17 protein-coding genes are annotated in these 19,882 nt (G+C 36.4%); 3 read left to right on the top strand and 14 right to left on the bottom strand.

Annotation, left to right across the window (positions count from 1 at the left end; translation table 11 throughout):
• Positions 1–8 precede the first annotated feature (8 nt).
• The 5 genes from xerD to FC46_RS03070 all read right to left on the bottom strand — a co-directional run bounded on the left by xerD (position 9) and on the right by FC46_RS03070 (position 7,948).
• Complete coding sequence (gene xerD / locus FC46_RS03090) at positions 9–908, bottom strand: site-specific tyrosine recombinase XerD (RefSeq protein ID WP_057797743.1); 900 nt, start codon at positions 906–908, stop codon at positions 9–11.
• Positions 901–1,788 carry a CvfB family protein gene (locus FC46_RS03085; RefSeq protein WP_057797741.1) on the bottom strand — a complete coding sequence of 296 codons (888 nt, stop codon included), beginning with the start codon at positions 1,786–1,788 and terminating at the stop codon, positions 901–903. Before FC46_RS03085 ends, xerD begins: the two co-directional genes overlap by 8 nt.
• A gap of 113 nt (positions 1,789–1,901) precedes the next feature.
• Positions 1,902–3,671 carry a pyruvate kinase gene (gene pyk / locus FC46_RS03080; protein ID WP_057797739.1) on the bottom strand — a complete coding sequence of 590 codons (1,770 nt, stop codon included), beginning with the start codon at positions 3,669–3,671 and terminating at the stop codon, positions 1,902–1,904.
• A 27-nt stretch (positions 3,672–3,698) separates the two neighbouring features.
• Positions 3,699–4,664, bottom strand: a complete 966-nt coding sequence (pfkA, locus tag FC46_RS03075) for a 6-phosphofructokinase (protein ID WP_057797737.1) — start codon at positions 4,662–4,664, stop codon at positions 3,699–3,701.
• Positions 4,665–4,828: 164 nt separating this feature from the next.
• Positions 4,829–7,948: a DNA polymerase III subunit alpha gene (locus FC46_RS03070; RefSeq protein ID WP_057797735.1), complete on the bottom strand. Its 3,120-nt coding sequence runs from the start codon at positions 7,946–7,948 to the stop codon at positions 4,829–4,831.
• 117 nt (positions 7,949–8,065) lie between these two features.
• Here FC46_RS03070 and FC46_RS03065 point away from each other — a divergent pair, with 117 nt between their 5' ends.
• Positions 8,066–8,272, top strand: coding sequence for a YjzD family protein (locus FC46_RS03065; RefSeq protein ID WP_057797733.1), 207 nt, complete (start codon positions 8,066–8,068; stop codon positions 8,270–8,272).
• 49 nt (positions 8,273–8,321) lie between these two features.
• Here the strand turns inward: FC46_RS03065 and FC46_RS03060 are convergent, their stop codons facing one another.
• The 8 genes from FC46_RS03060 to uvrC all read right to left on the bottom strand — a co-directional run bounded on the left by FC46_RS03060 (position 8,322) and on the right by uvrC (position 17,355).
• Complete coding sequence (locus FC46_RS03060) at positions 8,322–9,884, bottom strand: bifunctional metallophosphatase/5'-nucleotidase (RefSeq protein ID WP_057797731.1); 1,563 nt, start codon at positions 9,882–9,884, stop codon at positions 8,322–8,324.
• 59 nt (positions 9,885–9,943) lie between these two features.
• Positions 9,944–10,135, bottom strand: a complete 192-nt coding sequence (gene rpmF, locus FC46_RS03055; protein WP_057797729.1) for a 50S ribosomal protein L32 — start codon at positions 10,133–10,135, stop codon at positions 9,944–9,946.
• A 108-nt stretch (positions 10,136–10,243) separates the two neighbouring features.
• A complete protein-coding gene (locus FC46_RS03050; protein ID WP_057797728.1) occupies positions 10,244–10,465 on the bottom strand; it encodes a lipopolysaccharide assembly protein LapA domain-containing protein in 222 nt (73 codons plus the stop codon).
• Positions 10,466–10,472: 7 nt separating this feature from the next.
• Positions 10,473–11,267 (bottom strand): SDR family NAD(P)-dependent oxidoreductase, encoded by a 795-nt coding sequence (locus tag FC46_RS03045; RefSeq protein ID WP_057797726.1) that lies wholly within the window; start codon positions 11,265–11,267, stop codon positions 10,473–10,475.
• Positions 11,264–12,202: a ribonuclease Z gene (gene rnz / locus FC46_RS03040; protein WP_057797724.1), complete on the bottom strand. Its 939-nt coding sequence runs from the start codon at positions 12,200–12,202 to the stop codon at positions 11,264–11,266. The genes FC46_RS03045 and rnz overlap by 4 nt, the downstream gene beginning before the upstream one ends.
• Before the next feature lie 12 nt (positions 12,203–12,214).
• A complete protein-coding gene (locus FC46_RS03035) occupies positions 12,215–14,137 on the bottom strand; it encodes an acyltransferase family protein (RefSeq protein WP_057797722.1) in 1,923 nt (640 codons plus the stop codon).
• A 24-nt stretch (positions 14,138–14,161) separates the two neighbouring features.
• A complete protein-coding gene (gene obgE, locus FC46_RS03030) occupies positions 14,162–15,475 on the bottom strand; it encodes a GTPase ObgE (protein WP_057797720.1) in 1,314 nt (437 codons plus the stop codon).
• Positions 15,476–15,552: 77 nt separating this feature from the next.
• Complete coding sequence (uvrC, locus tag FC46_RS03025) at positions 15,553–17,355, bottom strand: excinuclease ABC subunit UvrC (RefSeq protein ID WP_057797718.1); 1,803 nt, start codon at positions 17,353–17,355, stop codon at positions 15,553–15,555.
• A gap of 131 nt (positions 17,356–17,486) precedes the next feature.
• Here uvrC and FC46_RS03020 point away from each other — a divergent pair, with 131 nt between their 5' ends.
• Positions 17,487–18,104, top strand: a complete 618-nt coding sequence (locus FC46_RS03020) for a DedA family protein (RefSeq protein ID WP_057797715.1) — start codon at positions 17,487–17,489, stop codon at positions 18,102–18,104.
• Between the two features lie 20 nt (positions 18,105–18,124).
• On the top strand, positions 18,125–19,507 hold the full coding sequence (locus FC46_RS03015) for an APC family permease (protein WP_057797712.1): 1,383 nt from the start codon (positions 18,125–18,127) through the stop codon (positions 19,505–19,507).
• 63 nt (positions 19,508–19,570) lie between these two features.
• On the opposite strand, the gene FC46_RS03010 is transcribed toward FC46_RS03015, so the two are convergent.
• Positions 19,571–19,882, bottom strand: a 312-nt coding sequence (locus FC46_RS03010; protein ID WP_269079428.1) for a 2-hydroxyacid dehydrogenase, incomplete at its 5' end; no start/stop codon positions are given.

Below are 19,882 nucleotides of genomic sequence, written 5' to 3'. Positions count from 1 at the left end.
TTTATCACCTAAGTCCGTGGATGAGTTTCTCGGTACACTTTAAGAATATGTTTTTGCGTCAAATTGGTATAGATCTGAGTTGTACTAATATCTGAATGTCCCAAAATTTCTTGTACAACTCGTAAATCAGCCCCATTTTCAAGTAAATGTGTCGCAAAAGTATGACGCAAAGTATGGGGAGTAACATCCTTTGTAATTCCAGCTTGTTGACAATACCGTTTAATCAATTGCCAAACAGCTTGCCGAGTCATTGCGCCGCCCCGATTATTCAAAAATACAACTTCAGTATTTTTGCCTTTTTTCATTAAAAGAGGCATTCTAACTTCTTCTAAATACTTATTAATCCAATCAATTGCGACACTACTAATAGGTATCAGCCTTTCTTTTGAACCTTTACCAAATACCTTAACAAGATTCAACTCAGCGTGAATATCTTCCAATTTTAAATTGATTGCCTCACTAACTCGCATTCCTGTTGCATACATCGTTTCAAGCAATGCACGATCACGAATACCTAGATTCTTATTAATATCTGGTTGAGCTAATAAATCTTCAATTTCTTTTTCAGTCAATGCAACTGGTAATCGACGCTCTTTTTTTGGAGCATCAATTTCAATCATAGGATTAAGTTTTTGAATATTTTGTCTAGCAAGCCATTGATAAAATTTTCGTAAACTGGAAATCATTCGACTGATTGAGCTTGAAGCTTTATTTAAATCTTTTTGTCTAGCTAGAAAAGCATCAATATCAGTTGCTTCTGTTGGCCATGAAGTGAAATTTTCATCATTTAAGAAATCTAAAAATTCATATAAATCCTGACGATAAGCAGTAATTGTATTTTCACTTAGCCCTCGTTCTAATTGCCCAAAACGTAAATAGTCGTCAATTTGATCTTTTAATTTATTCATTTTCACTATCTTCTGGATCATTAATTAAAGTAATGTTCCCGGCTTCCTTATCTTCAACAATGTACTTTGCTTTAAGCAAATGACCTAACGCACGTTTAAAAGCTGACTTAGAAATTCCAAAGTAGTTCTTGATCTCTTGTGCATCTGATTTGTCATAGAATGGAAGGCTCTTAGTTTCTTTACGACGTAAACTCATCAAGATCATTTGTGCATCATCATCAATTTCTTCGAAGGCACGTGGCAAGCTGCTCAAATTAAGTCTACCGTACTGACTAATTCCAATTACTCTAGCTTTAAATTGTTCACCCAAACGTAATGTACCGGCCATTTGTGATTCATGTACAAAGCCCAAGTAATAATCATTAGTTAAAACAAAAGCACCAATATCACGACTTGCATAAACTGTTGCGAAAACATTCTTATTTTTCATGTTATTTGGAAAGTGCGCAGAAATCTGTTCAAAAATATTTTCATCGGCCATTTTTGCCCAAATGCGGTCTTTTTCGTCAGTTTCTAGACACACTAAAATGCGGTCATCTTTTCTTGGCCAACGATTTTTATCAAATGGGAGATCATCCATTGAAATAACTACATCTTTATCTGGTAAACCAATATCAACAAAAACACCTAATCCAGGTCTAACTTCTGTTACCTTACTCCAGCCATATTGATCTGGTCCTGCAAATGGTAAGAATTGCGTCATTTCACGATCATGATTTTTATTATCGTAGATAAAACCAGTAATTTCGTCGCCCAATTTTGGAATTTCATCTTGTGTCAGTTCTTGGCGCTTTAATTCATAGGTAACACCATCAATTTGAACATAATAAGCATTTTTATTTTCATCTATAATTTTTCCAGTTTGAATTGTTCCCAGCATTTTAATCTCCTACTTTACATATTCTTGTTACCAGTATACGCAAATTTTAAGCAAAATAAAATAGCCAGCCCAAAAGCTGACTATTTTATTTGAATTTTTAATCTATTTTTGGATTAAAGGTTTGAGATTTCACCTTGGTAGATAGCACCACGACGAGCATCAACAGTGATAGTTGAACCATCAGAAATCTTTTCAGGTGCATCAGTAGTACCAACAACAACTGGGATACCTAATGACAAACCAACAACTGCAGCGTGTGAAGTCAAACCTGAAGCTTCAACTACTAAACCTGAAGCCTTCTTGATTGCTGGCATGTAGTCAGGGTCAGTTACCTTAGAAACTAAGATGTCGCCTTCCTTAACCTTGCTGTTTGCTTCTTCAGCTGAAGATGCAACAACTGCCTTACCAACAACAGAACCGTTACCAACGCCCAAACCTTGAGCAAGCTTGTTACCGATGATTTGTAACTTCATAACGTTAGTAGTACCTGATTCACCAACTGGAACACCAGCAACGATGATTACAAGGTCACCATCCTTAACAAGACCCTTTTCCTTAGCAACTTCTGCTGCCTTTTCGAACATGTCATCAGTTGACTTAGGCTTTTCAGCTAAGACTGGAGTTACACCCCAAACAACTGCTAATGAGTGTTCGATCTTTTCATCAAAAGTCATAGCTACGATGTCAGCGTTAGGACGGTACTTAGAAATCATACGTGCAGTGTAACCTGACTTAGTAGCAGTAATAATAGTCTTAACGCCCAATTCTTGAGCAGTACGTACAACTGATTCACCAATAGCTTCAGTTACGTTTGAACCCTTGTAGTCTTCGAATCTTTGAAGAGCTAAAGTGTTACGCTTAAGCATTTGCTTTTCAGTACGTTCGTCAATTTCAGCCATTGCCTTAACAGCGTTAACTGGGTACAAACCGTTTGCTGATTCACCTGAAAGCATAGTTGCGTCAGTACCATCAAGAACAGCGTTAGCAACGTCAGAAACTTCGGCACGAGTTGGACGTGGGTTTTCTTGCATTGAGTCAAGCATTTGAGTAGCAGTAATAACTGGCTTACCAAGTGCGTTAGCCTTCTTGATCAAGTTCTTTTGTACAAATGGTACTTCCATGAATGGAATTTCAACACCCATGTCACCACGAGCAACCATCAAACCATCTGAAACTTGTAAAATTTCGTCAGCGTTGTCGATACCTTCTTGTGATTCGATCTTAGGGAAGATCTTAACGTAGTCAGCACCTGCTTCTTCACAAAGCTTACGGATGTCTAAGATATCTTGTGCCTTACGTGCAAATGATGCAAAGATGAAGTTGATACCTTCCTTTAAACCAAAGTTGATGTCATCAGTATCCTTTTGAGTAATACCTGGGAGGCGAATTTCAACACCTGGTGCGTTAACACCCTTCTTTGAACCGATTAAACCAGTGTTTTGAGCTTCACAAACAAGTTCTTTCTTAGCGTCATCTTTTTCTAAGATTAAGAGGTCTACCAAACCATCATCAATTAAAACGTGACCACCAACATGAGTATCATCGTACAAACCTGGGTAAGTTACGTGAATCATGTCCTTGTTACCAGTCTTGGTAGCATCCATAGAAATACGGATCTTGTCACCAGTATTGATAGTGAACTTTCCACCTTCTTGGTCAGTAGTTCTGATTTCTGCACCCTTAGTGTCAAGTGCGATACCAAGAAGCTTACCAGTCTTCTTTTCCACTTCACGTACCATGTTCATACGTGAACGGTGTTCTTCGTGGTCACCGTGTGAGAAGTTGAAACGGAATACGTTTGCACCTGCTTCAGCTAAAGCAGTAATAGTTTCAACATCATTTGAAGCTGGCCCTAAAGTACTAACAATCTTAGTTTTCTTCATTATAAAAAAATCCTCTCCAAAAACTGACTAATCTTTAGTCATTTCTTCATTAACATCCAGTAGTGAAAAGTCACCTTGGTGTTTACCTTCAAACAGATCAAGAATGTCGTGAGTATTTGGCTTACCATTCTCCATGCCAACAGCCAAGCCGCCTTTACCATCGAGAAGTAAGTTAACAGCATAATTACCCATCTTAGTAGCATTTACTCTGTCTTCAACAGTTGGTGAACCACCACGTTGCATATGGCCAAGTACATTAGCACGAATATCAAGGTCAGGTGCGTATTTTGCAAGTTGTTCCTTGAATTCATCAGCGCTCATCACGCCTTCAGCTAATACAACAAGACCGTGGTCCTTACCATCAGCAAAACCTTGCTTAAGAGTATTTGCAATCTTCTCGATATCGTAAGGACGTTCGGGAATAACAATTGCATCTGCACCACTAGCAAGACCAACACGCATTGCGATGTCACCGCACTCGCGACCCATTACATTTACAATGAATACACGGTGGTGACTACTTGCTGTGTCGCGAATCTTATCGATTGCGTCCATAGCAGTACGACAAGCAGAATCATAGCCGATAGTATATTCAGTATAAGGAATATCGTTGTCAATAGTTCCTGGCAAACCTACTGAATTAATACCAAGACGCGTTAAAGCCAAAGCACCATGGTAGGAACCGTCACCGCCGATTACGACAACAGCATCCATACCATGCTTTCTTAATTGTTCTGCACCCTTCTTTTGCACTTCTTCTTGTGCAAATTCAGGGAAACGAGCAGAGTACAAGAAAGTACCACCTTCGCTAATCTTATGGTCAACGTCTTCCGCAGTAAGCGGAATAAAGTCACCGGCAACTAAACCAGCAAAACCATAACGAATCCCGTAGACTTCAAGTCCATGGTGAATGGCAGTCTTGGCAACAGCTCTGATTGCTGCATTCATACCAGGGGCGTCACCGCCACTAGTTAAAATACCAATCCGTTTCATGAATTCACCTCATCATGATTATTTGTGTAATTTCTCACATCAATTAAATATTAACATTTTTTTAGCCAAAAATCTCATAAAAAGTGGTTTAAATTTATTGATTTATCGGGCTTTTTAATTGTATTCGCTTACAAGCGTAATCTTTTAAGCTTTTTAATTTTTAACTATTCTTGAAAATTCACTCGTTTCAAATTGGTTAGCAAATATTGTGCCTTGCTCGAATCATAACGATCACTTTGGGTCCGAATTCCTAATAAGTAAATATCCCCTTCTTTTAGAATTCCATGGATTTTTTCATATATTCCAGGAAAGATAGTTATTTCCTGACGGCAACTTGAATCTGCAAAACTCGCAAACGCCATGACTGTACCTTTTTTTGTTCTAATTGGTTTTAATGACATAAGTTTACCAACTGCAATTCCACTATCGTTAATTTGAAAATGATCAAGTAAACGGGCGTTAAAGCGTCTAGCATATTTTTGAACAGCAATCAATGGAGTAGTGGTAGTAGAAAAGCCTAATACTTTCTCTTCCATTTCAGATTTTTCAGCGCTAGTTACCGGCTCAGCTTCTTTTAATGGAACACCACCCAAGCTTACCGAAAGAGATAGATTCTGTCCGGTTAACTGAATATTCTCAATGACATCTTTGCAATTTAACAATAGCAAATTCCGATTAGCTTCTAAATTGTCAAAACATCCTGCCATAATCAAGGCTTTGATTGCATCTTCTTGTAAAAATTTCGGATTAATTTGTCGTAAAAAATCTTCAAAAGAAGTGAATGGACGCTTCAAAGTCACAATTTCTCTAATGAAATCATTGCGCAATCCTTTAATCGCCTTGAACCCAACCAAGATATTGTCCTTACTCAATTTAAAATCCACGTCACTAGTATTAATATCTGGCGGTAAAATCCGAATGTCTGCTTCTTGAGCTTCCATTATGTAAGTCTGTGCTTTGGACCCACTAGCAGATGAATTTAACAGTGCTGTATAAAAAGCAGCTGGAAAATGAACTTTCAAATATGCAAGCCAAAATGCAATTTTTGTATAAGCCACTGCATGTGATCGGTTAAAACCATAGTTAGCAAATTGCTCAATATATCGGTAAACCCGCTCGCCTACAGCTTTATCACGACCATTTTTGACTGTTCCTGCAATGAATTTACTCCGCTCTTCATCAATCAATTTTTGATTTTTCTTTGACATCGCTCTTCGAAGTAAATCAGCCTCACCTAGACTGAAACCTGCCAAAATTTGAGCGGTCTGCATAACTTGTTCCTGGTAAACTAAAATACCATAAGTTGGTGCTAAAATTTGCTTCAAACTTGGATCTGGATATTTGACTGCTTCTTGTCCTTTTTTTCGATTAATAAAAGTATCGATATTCTGCATTGGGCCTGGGCGGTATAAGGCATTAACAGCAACTAAATCTTCAAAATTATCTGGCTCCAGTTTCTTTAAAACCTGTCTAATTCCTGCTGACTCAAATTGAAAAATCGCATCAGTTTTACCGGCTCTGAACAAAGCTAGGGTTTGCGGATCATCTAACGGAATTTTGTTTGGATTAATCTTTATTCCCTGACTTCTAATTAAATCAAGAGTGTCACCCAAAATCGTCAAATTCCTTAGACCCAAGAAGTCAATTTTCAAAAGCCCTAACGCTTCAACATACTTCTTAGTTTGCTGCGTTACAGGAATTTTTAATGGACCTGCTTGAAGACCTGAAATACCTGCAATTGAATCATCACTTATTACTAAACCAGCTGCGTGAATTGAATAATGTCTCGGTAAACCTTCAAGTGCTCTAGCCGTTTGAAATAGCAGCTTGCTTTGAGGAGTAGAATCAACAATTAATCGCATTTCACGTGATTCTTGATAAGCTTCATTCAAAGTGATTTTAGTCTTTGAAAATGGTACAGCCTTTGACCATCTATCTAGCTCCACAGTAGATAAACCAAATACTCTCCCTGTATCTCTTAAAGCTTGCTTGGCTGCTAAAGTACCAAAAGTCAAAATCTGAGCAGCGTGATCCATACCATATTTTTCGTACATATATCTGATCACTTGATCACGTTTAACATCTGGAATATCTAAATCTATATCTGGCATTTCATGTCGCGCCGGATTCAAAAATCTTTCAAACAAAAGATGATACTCTAATGGGTCAACTTCGGTAATTTTTAAAGAATATGAAACCAAAGATCCACATGCTGACCCACGTCCAGGACCAGTAGTAATACCTGTTCGATGGCAAAAATTGATAACATCCCAAACAATTAAAAAATAATCATCAAAACCCATTTCATGGATAACTTGGAGTTCATAATCCAAACGCTTCTGATATTCTTCAGGTACATCGCCATTTGTAAAACGATCTTCAAGTCCACTTTGAGCCAAATGGTGCAGATATGCTTGTGAACTAGAAAATTGGCCTTGATGGTATTTAGGTAAAACTGGCTTTTGGAAAATAACTTCCGCATTACATTTATCAGCAATTCGCCAAGTATTATTAACTGCTTCATCTAGATCAAAATCATGATAGCGTGTTAGCATTTCTTCAGCGGATGCCAAATAATGTGAGCCCTCTTGTTTAGCTAAAGCAGTTATGTCATGCAGCTTATCACCTGTTTTTATTGCATGCAGCGTCTTTTTTAAAAAATGATCCTGTGGTTTTAAATATTGACTATCCTCTACTGCTACAAGCGGGATTTCAAATTGCTTTGACAAGCCATGAACATAATTTATGTAATTTCTTTGAGCATCTCTTGCATAAACCCCTAAATAGAGGTCACACGACTCTTGCAATCGTTTTTTAAGCTGTCTAATGTAATCACTGCCCAACTGATCGTTTTCAATAGATAAGCGGTGTAATTCGCTCTGAGCGTTAGCTGGCACAATGACCACTAAATCAGATAAATACTTTTCCAGCTTTTCCAAAGTGACTAAATGATTATTTTGTCCATTATCAGTAAGCAAATTAATCGCACTAGATATTCTTAAAATATTGCGATAGCCTTTATTGTTTTTAGCAAGAACGATCAAGTTATATTTTTCTGTTGTATCTAGAACTCCGTTAATTCTAACTTGCATCCCCAAGATTGTTTTTATGCCAACTTCTTTTGCAAGTTCAAAGAAATTGACCAAACCGTATGTAACATTAATATCAGTTAAAGCAACGGCTTCATAATTTTCTTTCTTAGCAGAAATCAATAGATCTTTGATTCTAGTTGGACTTTCTAGCAATGAAAAAGAACTAATATTTTGAAGTGCTGCAACTTTCATCGTCTCGCCGCCTTTCATTAAAATAAGTATACCAAACCTGATGATTATTTCAGGTTATTTTGCGTTTGAAAATCAGTTGCCTTTTTGATAAAATTGCTTCTGAAAGAAGGAATGTTTATGGGTCGCTATATCGTAACTATTGTTTGGAGCGTCATTTACATGATGGTTATCGGCTTTATTGCTGCTCCTTTAACTTCTAGCACGTTTAACGCTAAAGATGCTCTAATTATTGGCGTTGTCTTTGGAATCCTCTTTGCAGCAATTATTCCAACGATTACTGCTCATTCTCACAAAGACAACAGTAAGTTTTCTAAATTAAAATAAGATTTTATATTTAAAAAGCCGCTAGCATTGCTAGTGGCTTTTTTATTCCCTAAAAGAAGCGATAATTTTTCTTGGTATCAACTTTAACTTGATTCTTAGTTAAATATTCAGTAAACATTTGAACATAATCCTTATCGAGGGTAAATTCAATCTTATCCATGCTGTATTCAGGATAAAATCCTCCGCCCATTGCACGATAATTATTAACAGCTAAATGATAAATTTGATCATCTTCAATCGGTTTTCCGTTAAGGGTTAACTTTGTCAATCGCTTACCAGATGGCTTAGAAAGATCAGCTTCATATTCAACTGGATAAAAGACATCAAAATGATAAAGTAGCGGCTTAGGCTTAATCCATCGATCAAGGAACTTTATCTCACCATCTGCGGTCTTTTCAAGAAAACCAGCACTGTGTTCGATAATATGACGCAATTCTTTACCGGTTAATCTTACTCTGCATAATTGGTTAGCATATGGATAATTCAAAAGCACATCACGCATTGTGACTTCTTTTCCAAATCCTTTTGCTTTCTCACTCATTACGGCAGTAGCAGAAACATCAGCATCTGTGAACCAGATCTGCATTTGCTGAAGAAGGTTGATAAATGGTGCACCCTCTAAACGTCCCTTCATTGCATCTTCAATTGGTGCTGGCTCACTTAAAGTGGCAATTGGCTGATCAAGCCATTTTTGAGTATTTTGATCAAGGTTTTTAACAATTTTTACGATTTCAGGATCTGGATCATAATCCTTAGTGTCAACTAATTCAGCTGACATATTCTTGATTTTTTTAGTATTATCATCAATATCTAAAATAACTTCACCAATTGCTTCTCCGCGATAGCCTGGTTGAACAATTGCAGTATTTTTAGTAACAACATTCAAGCGGCGATGTTGGTGACCCGTTAAAAAGACGTCAACTTCAGGAATTTCAGTTAAGATCTTGTAACCTTCATTTTCACCACGATGTGGTTCAGTTGCTTCTCCAGTTACAGGATCACTTTCAAAACCTCCGTGGTAAAGAACAGCTAAAACATCTACTTGTGGACGTAAAATTTTAGCAAAATGCTTGATTTTTTCATAAGCAGAGACAAATTTTAAACCAGCAACGTTTTCTTTAGGTTCCCAATGAGGGATGTATTGAGTGGTAATTCCTAATAAGCCCACTTTAATACCGTTTCGTTCAACGATAGTATATTCTTGTCCAAATGCTGGTGTATCTGTTTCAGCATCCAAAACATTATCATTAAGCATTGGTGCCTCATTGTGTTCTACATAGTAGGCAAGATAATCTTGCCCAAAGTTAAAATCATGATTGCCAAGGCAACGTGCATCATAGCCTACTTCGTTATATGCTTCAGTAAAGGTATGCAAATTATCATAATCATCCACATCAGAAGCATGCGTGTAAGAAGCAAGAGGTGAACCTTGAAGGCAATCCCCTGAATCAGTTACAATCACATTATCAGCGCCATATTTAGCTTTTTCTGCTTTGATAGTCGAACTAACTCTACTTAAACTAAATGGTGCATCATAATCGTCTTTATTTTGATAATCAGTCGGCAATAAAAAACCGTGTGTATCACTAGAATGTAAAAAAACTAATCTCATAATCTTTCCTTCTAAAAACAGGCATAAAAAAAGACACCACATAGCCGGGTGTCTTTTAATTAGTTATTGTCACTTGCGTTGTTTTCGCTAACAACTTGGCGACCCTTGTAGTAACCCTTAGGTGAAACGCGGTGGCTTAAACGGTATTCACCAGTAGTTGCATCATAGTGCATTGCTGGAACAGTTAACTTAATATGACCACGACGTGAACGTTTCTTTTGCTTAGAAGTATGTCTTGCTGGAACTGCCATTGATTTAGATCTCCTTTATTGTAGTCTTAAGCTAATAACTTGTATGACAACAAGTTCAATCGCTCATATGGTTCAATGATACTATTGAATCGCTTATAAATCAAGGTTTTAATTTTTCTTCTTAAATTGATTTCCTTGTCCTAGGAACCATCCAAGTAAGATTCCGACGATTACCATTACTACTAAAACAATAATTAACGGTAATTTCACTTTGAAAAATCCAAAATTTATTGCTACTGGATTTGTGTTTAAAACAACAAAAATCACTGCTAACAAAGTAATAACTGAACCGATGATTATATTTAATTGTTTTTTCTTGGCATCATTCATTATAATCCTACTTTCTTGAAGCAAAATCTAATGAAATCTTATCGCCAATAGTTGGGAATAAATTATAGAGTTTTGCTGCAACAGCTAAACTTAGTGGCAAGTTTAATTCTCGCTTATTACTTCCAAAATAATGAACTACTTGCCAAGCAACGTCATCTGGATCAAGCATAAATTCTTGAACGTTTTTGACATATTCACCAGTTTGATCTGCAATATTAAAGAAATTAGTGTAAACAGGACCTAAATTAACAGTCATCACCTTAACACCAAATGGCTTCAATTCAAGTCTTAAAACATTTGAAAATTGGATGACTGCAGCTTTAGAAGCACTATAAGCGGCTGACTTAGTAGTTGGAACCTTCCCTGCAATTGAACCGAAATTGATAATTTGTCCGGTCTTTTGTTCCATCATTACACGACCAACTAAACGAGTTAGGTACATCAAACCTAATACATTTACTTGGAACATATTGGTAGCGTCCTTCATGTTAGAATCCATGAAGTTTTCAAATTTACCAAATCCAGCTGCGTTTACCAAAAAGTCAATATGTTGAACCGAAGCAATGATCTCTTTGAAAGTTTTCTCAATTTCATCGCTCTTTCCAAGATCAGTTGGAAAAACAAATGAATCTGCACCTGAAAGTTCTTTGGCTTCAGCAGAAATTTCTTCTAACTTTTCTTTATTTCTAGCAATTAAAATAGTTGTGGCACCACGCCCAGCAGTTTCTAAAACGATTGAACGTCCAATACCGCTAGAAGCTCCAGTAACAACTACAACTTTATTTCTCAATGAATCACTCATTCTTCAGTTCCTTTCATTGGAATCGTAATTTGATCAAAATCATTTGCTAAAAATGTATTTGGAAATACTTTTTGTGCTTGTTTTACTAATTTTTTAGCTTTATTACCTAAATAACGAGCAGAAACATGATCCAAATACAATTTTTTAACGCCATTATCACGCGCAACTTCTGCAGCTTCAACCGAAGTTGAGTGGTAGTATGAATGCGCTAATTTCGCCTCATTACCCGCAAAAGTTGATTCGTGCACCAAAACGTCAGCATCTTTAGCAAGTTTAGCAATTGTAGGGGTAGAGCGAGTATCATAGATAATTGTGACAATTCTACCAGGTCTAGCAGGGCCTAAAAAGTCTCTACCATCAAGAATAGTACCATTACTTAAAACGATTTGTTCCCCTGCTTTCAGTTTACCAAATAATGGCCCATTAGGAATATTATATTTTGCTAATTTGTCCATTAATAGCTCACCTGGGCGAGAATTTTCAACTACACGATAACCGAAACTTGGTACACGGTGGTCAAGCTTGTCTGTATAAACCTTAAAACCATGATCATCATAAATTAATCCACCTTCTGTTAGTTCAACAAACTTAATTGGATAACTTATCTTGGTTCTAGAAACTCGCAAAGACGTCTTAACAAATTGTTCAAGTCCTGGAGGACCATAAATAGTTAACGGCCCCACGTCCCCTTGAAATGAACGTGTAGCCAATAATCCAGGTAAGCCAAAAATATGATCCCCATGATTATGAGAAATAAATATCTTAGTAATTTTTCTCATTCGGATGTTTGTTTTTAAAATTTGGTGCTGCGTAGCTTCACCAACATCAAATAACCAAATTTCATTTAACTCATCAAGCAGTTTTAATGCTAAGCTAGCAACATTACGCTGTTTAGCTGGTTGTCCTGCTCCTGTTCCTAAAAATTGTATTTCCATTAAAATCCCATTCTAAAATTTCGTGTGCTTAACAATCGATTTAACAATATAAGCACTATAGTACATCGACCCGGTTGGTGTTGGGTGGGTATGATCTTCATAGAACCAATCTGGGTGACTCTTAGAATATCCATACCAATCTATCACTGTTAAATTTGAATAGTGCTTGGCAGCTTGTGCTATCAAATCATTCACCGGTTTTTGCCAAGTACGACTAGGCACATGAACATTAATCCAAAAAACATGTCTATCGGGTCCCACTTGCTTCATCAATCGATCAACATCTCCCATTGAAAATGGTCCATTGGTTCCTAATCCGATCAAAACATTGTCAGCAAGTGCGCCTTGATTCTGATAGCTACTCAAAAGATCAAAAGCAACGTTTAGTTGTCTAGAAACAGCCGCATCAATAATTGCTTTAGGCATTAATTTTTTAAGATCATCACTTGACCCGGCCATAACAGAATCCCCAATAGCTGTAACATTTAAATTTTGTGCCAATTGCAAATCAACTTGCGAAATACCATATTTGGTAAATCGTTTATTTACTGGGCTCTCTTTTGCCTGCTTTCTTGCCTCTTTCATTGCCTTACTTGAATCGACTTTTTTAGTCTTTTTATTCTTCTTCATTTTGGCTATTAAAGCTGCATTATCTTTCTTTTGTTCTTTCTGATTAGCATTGATTCTTTCTGCTAGCTGAGACTTATTAAAATCTTCTCCTTTAACAGAAGGTGAAATACCAATTCCAATAGAACCAACAATTAAGACAATTGTAGCAAAAGCAGCTTGAAACTTCTGAGCATAATTATTTCTTTGAGTATCAAAAACTTGTGCAAAATATTGTTTTGTCTTTTGCCAAGTAATCTTACTGCATGGCTTTTCAATCAAACGATATGAAGTTTCACTTAAAAGTAAGATGATCAAAATTTCACAGATATGATACAGAGTTGGATGATCAGCAATATTAGTTAACTTATCTTCAAAAAAGATCATAACTGGGAATTGATACAAGTAAATACCGTAACTCCTTGAACCAATCCATTTAAAAATAGGATTAGTCAAAATACGATTCCAGTGGCTTCCTGGATGCGCAATAATTGCAGTCATAATTGCCACAAGCAAAGTAAAGATCAACATTCCACCGCAATAGGTAAATGCTGCTTGAGGATTCATGTTGCTGCTAAAGAACATCAAAAGCATCCCAGCAAAAGCAATTAATCCAGTTAAATCTAGGACTCGACTATCACGTTTTGCAATATTTTCGCGTAAGTCTTCAATTGGCCAAATAATAGCCATTGCTGCTCCAATACCCAATGAGAAAAATCTTGTATCTGTTCCGTAGTAAACACGGTTAATATCAGCACCTGTTAAGTACAGAATTGCCATTTCAATTGCAGAAACAATTGAAAGACTAAACAAAATCCAAAAGATTGTTTTTCGCTTTCTAGCAAATCTATAAAGCAAGAACATCACAATTGGCCACAGAATATAGAATTGTCCTTCGATTGACATCGTCCATAAATGAGTAAACGGAGATTCATTAGCGGCAAATCTTTCAAAATAGCTTTGACCGTTAGAAATTTGCCAGAAGTTATAAACATTAAGCAAATTAGTCACTATAATCTGATTAAGTTTTGCTAGAAGATTCCTTTGAAAAAGAAGAATCCAAGCCGCTGATAACCAAAGAACTGTGATCATTTGTGGATATAGCCGTTTAATTCTACTAATATAGAATTTCTTATTGTCGTAACTTCCTTGAGCCTCATATGATCTCATCATATGATCGGTTACTAGGTACCCTGATAACACAAAAAAGATCGGTACACCAAGATAGCCACCGATAAAAGTATTTGGATCAAGATGATATAAAATTACCCCGATTACCGCTAATGCTCTAAGTCCTGAATATCCAGTAATAAACTGATTCTTTTTCATTATATTAACTTCTCTAAATAAATATTATTGAACAAATTCAAAGTTGAAATCTCCAATGTAAACATCGTCCCCATCAACTGCTCCAGCTTTACGTAAAGCATCATCAACACCCAAGTTCTTTAACTTACGCGCTAACAGCATAATACCATCTTGATGGTCGAGATTAATTCTTTGAACCAATCGCTCAAGTGATTCACCATGAACTTCAAATTCATGTTCACTAAGTCTTTCAACAGTAAACTCATTAGTCTTAGGGGCCTTAAACTTGTATTCTTTAGTCTTAGCATTAGTTTCTGGAGTTTCTTGAACTTCTTGACTGCGTTCTTCTTCGACCTTTTCCACTAAGCTTGCTGCATCTTGCATAAGCTTAGTAACCCCTTCATGAGTCACACTCGAAATTGGATAAACTGGTTCATCAACATTATGCTCTGCTAATGCTTTTTTAAATTCAGCAAATTTTTCATCAGCACCTGGGATATCCATTTGCGTTGCCACGATTAATTCTCTCTTCTGAGTTAAATCAGTGGTGTAATTTCCAAGCTCTTTTCTAATTGCTTCGTAATCTTCATAAGGATCACGACCATTATTTGGATCCATTGAAACCAAGTGCAAGATAACTTTAGTTCTTTCAATGTGACGCAAGAATTGAATACCTAAGCCAACACCTTGACTTGCTCCTTCAATTAATCCTGGAAGATCTGCCATTGAAAAGTCACGACCATCTGGTAAAATTACCATTCCTAAATTAGGTGTTAAAGTCGTAAACTGATATGCCGCAATCTTTGGTTTTGCCTTAGTTACTACTGAAAGTAAAGTTGATTTACCTACTGAAGGGAATCCGACCAATCCAACATCAGCAAGCATCTTTAGTTCAAGGCGTAAAACTCGATCTTCACCTGGTTCACCGTTTTCAGCAATTTCTGGAGCTGTATTGACACTAGTAGCAAAGTGGATATTACCTCGTCCGCCTCGTCCACCCTTTGCTACAACTAATTCTTGACCATTTTCTACTAAATCACCAATTAATTCATTAGTGTCAAAATCATAAACTGTAGTACCAATTGGAACTTTTAAATAAAGATCTTTAGCTCCACGGCCATATTGTGACTTAATTCGACCATTTTCACCATTATCAGCTTTAAATTTACGGCGATAACGGAAATCCATTAAAGTTCTTAATCCGCTATCAGCAACAAAGATTATACTACCGCCACGACCGCCATCACCACCGGCTGGGCCACCGTTTGGGACGTATTTTTCATGGCGGAAGGCTACCATGCCATCTCCGCCTTTTCCGGCTTGGACTTCAATTTTTGTTTGATCTACAAATGTAGACATGTTAAAACCCCTTTCCGTCTTGTCTAACTTTACTATAATACCACACAAATAGCCTCATTTAGCCACTCTTAATCAATTTACAAGGTTAATTTTACTGATTGCGCTTGAGTTAAAGTTAATCCTGCATTTCTTAAATCATCAATTGATGCTTCCTTAATCTTTTTAAGGGAGCCAAATTCACGAAGTAATTTATTTCTGCTCTTAGGACCAATTCCTTTAATTTCATCTAATCGGCTTGATAAAGCATTCTTTGCATGTGTCCTTCTATGGAAGGTAATTGCAAACCTGTGGACTTCGTCTTGAATTCTCGTCATTAAGTAGAAGCCTTGAGATTTAGGATCGAGTGGTATCAGTTTAAAAGCTTCTCCATTAATTGGATCACCAAATAATAAGTGGTTAGTTCTGTGCTTATCATCCTTAACCATCCCTGCAACTGGAATATTTAAATTCAATTCATTTCGCAGAACGTCCTCACAAGCCTCAACTTGAATTTGACCACCATCCATTAAAATCAGATCCGGCATTTTCTTATGCTCACGCAGCAGTCTGCCATATCGTCTTCTCACAACTTCGCGAGTATTACGAAGTTCGTCTCCGCCATTTTGGTGTTCAACTTCACCCTTAAGCTTGTATTTACGATAAGATGTTTTATCTGGTTCACCATCTTTAAAAACAACTAGAGCTGAAACCGGATCTGCTCCCTGGATATGTGAGTGGTCAAAACTTTCGATCACGTGCCCATATGGCAACCCAAGTGCATCGAAAATTTCTTTTTGTGCTCCTTTAGTTTTACGATTCCCTAATTCAAGCAATCTAAACTTATCATCTAACTTCAATTTTGCATTTTCTTTAGCCATTTCAAGAAGTGCTTTTTTCTGCCCTCTTTGTGGCGTTCTAACCGGAACATGCAGAATTTCAGATAAATCTTCATTATCGATTCCCTCGGGAACTAAAATTTCTTTTGGTAAAACACGATTTCTTTGACCATAAAACTGAACAATAAATGAAGTAAATTCATCTTCTGGCTCGTTTTCTTCTGTTAAAGGAAACACTTTTGTTTCTCTTCTAAGCAACTTTGCCTGTCTTAAGAAGAAAATCTGAACTGATAACCAGGACTTATCAACATAGAAATTGAAAATATCTCGTTGAGTATTATCATTTGAGATAATTTTTTGCTTTTCAACAGTTTCTTCAATATATTTAAGCTGGTCACGAATTTCAGCAGCACGTTCAAATTCCAAATCAGCAGAAGCTTCTTCCATCCTTTGGATTAAGTCTTGCTTAACTGAGGCAATATCACCATTTAAAAATCTTTTAATTCTCTTGATTTGGTCATCATATTCTTTTTGAGGTACATTTTTAAAGCAAGCTCCCAAACATTGGCCCATATGATAATACAAGCACGGCCTACCTTGATGGCCATTACATCTTCTTAATGGAAAAACCTTTTGAATAAATTTCAAAGTTGCTTGAGCAGCATAAACATTAGGGTATGGACCAAAATAATACCCCTTATCTTTATGAATTACACTTGTTAATTTAGTCTGCGGATCACGTTCGTTAGTAATCTCAATATAAGGATACCCTGTTCCTTGCTTCAATTGCACATTATAGTACGGCTGATATTTCTTAATTAAAGTAATTTCAAGCAAGAAAGCTTCCTTATCAGTCGAGACAGTAATAATGTCATAATCTCGAATTTCTTTAACTAACTCTGCTCTTCTACCGACTTGCTTACTCTTAAAATAAGATCTAACTCGATTTTTTAAATTTTTAGATTTACCAACATAAATGACAGTGCCGTTTATATCTTTCATTAAATAGCAGCCAGGTTTTTCTGGTAAAAGCTTTAACTTGTTTTCAACTAATTCTGTTGCCAAAAAAATCACTCCCTAAATTCAACAACAAATTTTAACATATTTATAAGAAGAACTCTTTTATCAAGTATTAAATAGCGTTCCTATATTTTTTTTGCTATATTAATGATTAATAATAATTTTAAGGAGTTTTTATGATAGAGTGGATTTTTTCTTTTATTAATGATTTTGGTTATATCGCAGTTGCTATTTTAATAGCAATCGAAAACATTTTCCCACCTATCCCTTCAGAAGTAATCTTATCCTTTAGTGGATTTTTAACTGACACTACAAGTCTGAACGTCTTCGGTCTTATTATTGCTGCGACGATCGGTTCAGTAATTGGTGCTTTGATTCTGTATTGGCTAGGTACTTTATTAAACGAAAGCCGCTTAGAAAGATTATTAGATCATTCTTTTTTTAAAAAACTAGGATTTAAAAAAGATGATGTAAATAAAACAATCGCTTGGTTCAACCGTCATGGTGTAAAAGCCGTCTTTTTTGGCCGTTTTGTTCCAGTAATCCGAAGCTTAATCTCAATTCCAGCGGGAATTGCTAAAACTAAAATGTCAATTTTCCTTATTCTAACTACTCTGGGTAGCTTAGTTTGGAATGCGGTTTTAATTTCTTTAGGCGCCTACATGGGAAAAAAATGGGAAGTAATTGTTACCATTTTTGAAGAATATTCACTCATTGTTGCCGGTTTACTATTGATTGCTTTCATCTATTTAGCATTCATTTGGTACAAAAAACGAATTAAAAAATCTATCTAACGATACTTAGGGGGAGTTTTATGCGAGTAAACATTTTTCGCAAACAAAAAGTTAAAACATTCTTGGGAGAAGATATTAAATTTTCAAGATCCTTAACTGCCTTTGACTTAATTGCAATGGGCGTTGGAGCTGTTATCGGAACAGGAATTTTCATTTTACCTGGAACAGTCGCAGCTACAACTGCTGGACCTGGAGTAAGTTTATCTTTTTTAGTGGCAGCAATTATTTGTGTTTTGGCAGGTATGTGCTATGCAGAATTTGCATCTTCAATTCCTGTCGCCGGATCAGCTTATTCATATGGTAGTATCATTTACGGTGAATCTGTTGGTTGGTTAATGGGCTGGGCTTTAATTTTAGAGTATATGCTATCAGTGGCAGCTGTTGCAGCAGGTTGGTCATCATACTTTTCTTCATTTATCAAGCCATTTGGACTAAGCATCCCTAAAGCGTTCTCTGGTCCTTTTGATCCTAAAAATGGAGTTTATTTCGACTTAGTTGCTGTTTTAATCATCGTTTTAATCGCCGCTCTTTTGGCTCAAGGAATGAAAAGTTCGATTAAAATCAACAATATCGCTGTTATTATCAAAGTTGCCATTATCTTAATCTTTATTTTTGTTGGTTTGAACTTTATTAAGCCTGCCAACTATAAGCCATTCTTACCTTATCACATGTCTGGAGTAATTAAGGGGGCAACAACCGTGTTCTTTGCTTTCTTGGGATTTGATGTTGTCTCAAGTTCTGCTGCAGAAGTTAAAAAACCACAAAAAAACATGCCACTAGGAATCATCGGAACTTTAGCGGTTGCTGTAGTTCTTTACATGGGTGTCTCAATTGTTTTAACAGGAATGGTTAATTACACTAAATTAAACATTGCCAACCCTGTTTCATTTGCACTGCAATATGTCCACCAAGATTGGGTAGCTGAACTTCTTGCTCTAGGGGCAATGGTTGGAATGGCAACAATGATGCTCACAATGATTTACTCAAGCTCTCGTTTGATTTATGCAATGGCAAGAGACGGTTTATTACCTCATACTTTTAGTAAATTAGATGAAAAACATAGTACGCCTGAACGTTCATTACTTGCAGTAACTATTGTGATCGCTCTTGGTGCAGCATTTTTCTCAGTTGACCAATTAACTAACTTAGTTAGTTTTGGTACATTATTCGCCTTCACTCTTGTTTCATTTGGTATTTTACGTCTAAGAAAAAGAAAGGATATTCCAAACGATGGTTTTAAAGTTCCAGGTTATCCTGTCGTTCCTATCCTTTCTGGATTATTCTGTATCTTCATGATTTTCCAACTTAACAAGGATGTTTTCATTTTAGCTGGAATTTGGTTAGCAATTGGTGTTGTCATCTATTTAGTTTATGGCTATCGCCACAGCCAATTAGATAAATAACTTAACATAATTTTGTTTATTGTAAAATAAGCTGTAATTTTTAATTACAGCTTATTTTTTATCTTAATTAACTTGATTCAATGTTTTCCCATCTCTGAGATAAGAAATAATATTTTTGCTTGCTTCTTTAGTAAGACGATATCTTGCTCGATGAGTTGCACTTCCAACATGTGGAGTCATTACTACGTTGTCCAATTCTACAAGTTCTGGATCCGGTTTAGTCTCATTTTCAAAGACGTCGAGTCCTGCGCCAGCAATCTCATCACTCTTAAGTGCGGCAATTAATGCAGCTTGATCAATTAAGCTACCTCTAGAAGTATTAACTGAAACTTGAAAGCCAAGAATCACGCTCTTTCTGCGTGGCTCTTGGCTTTT

It is taken from the genome of Lactobacillus kalixensis DSM 16043, assembly GCF_001434335.1.
In the GTDB taxonomy this organism is placed as follows: domain Bacteria; phylum Bacillota; class Bacilli; order Lactobacillales; family Lactobacillaceae; genus Lactobacillus; species Lactobacillus kalixensis.
This window is presented reverse-complemented; position numbering and strand designations above follow the sequence as displayed.

Coding starts and splice junctions, on each gene's coding strand:
- xerD (WP_057797743.1), bottom strand. CDS start 908: ATGAATAAATTAAAAGATCAAATTGACGACTATTTACGTTTTGGGCAA.
- FC46_RS03085 (WP_057797741.1), bottom strand. CDS start 1,788: ATGCTGGGAACAATTCAAACTGGAAAAATTATAGATGAAAATAAAAAT.
- pyk (WP_057797739.1), bottom strand. CDS start 3,671: ATGAAGAAAACTAAGATTGTTAGTACTTTAGGGCCAGCTTCAAATGAT.
- pfkA (WP_057797737.1), bottom strand. CDS start 4,664: ATGAAACGGATTGGTATTTTAACTAGTGGCGGTGACGCCCCTGGTATG.
- FC46_RS03070 (WP_057797735.1), bottom strand. CDS start 7,948: ATGAAAGTTGCAGCACTTCAAAATATTAGTTCTTTTTCATTGCTAGAA.
- FC46_RS03065 (WP_057797733.1), top strand. CDS start 8,066: ATGGGTCGCTATATCGTAACTATTGTTTGGAGCGTCATTTACATGATG.
- FC46_RS03060 (WP_057797731.1), bottom strand. CDS start 9,884: ATGAGATTAGTTTTTTTACATTCTAGTGATACACACGGTTTTTTATTG.
- rpmF (WP_057797729.1), bottom strand. CDS start 10,135: ATGGCAGTTCCAGCAAGACATACTTCTAAGCAAAAGAAACGTTCACGT.
- FC46_RS03050 (WP_057797728.1), bottom strand. CDS start 10,465: ATGAATGATGCCAAGAAAAAACAATTAAATATAATCATCGGTTCAGTT.
- FC46_RS03045 (WP_057797726.1), bottom strand. CDS start 11,267: ATGAGTGATTCATTGAGAAATAAAGTTGTAGTTGTTACTGGAGCTTCT.
- rnz (WP_057797724.1), bottom strand. CDS start 12,202: ATGGAAATACAATTTTTAGGAACAGGAGCAGGACAACCAGCTAAACAG.
- FC46_RS03035 (WP_057797722.1), bottom strand. CDS start 14,137: ATGAAAAAGAATCAGTTTATTACTGGATATTCAGGACTTAGAGCATTA.
- obgE (WP_057797720.1), bottom strand. CDS start 15,475: ATGTCTACATTTGTAGATCAAACAAAAATTGAAGTCCAAGCCGGAAAA.
- FC46_RS03020 (WP_057797715.1), top strand. CDS start 17,487: ATGATAGAGTGGATTTTTTCTTTTATTAATGATTTTGGTTATATCGCA.
- FC46_RS03015 (WP_057797712.1), top strand. CDS start 18,125: ATGCGAGTAAACATTTTTCGCAAACAAAAAGTTAAAACATTCTTGGGA.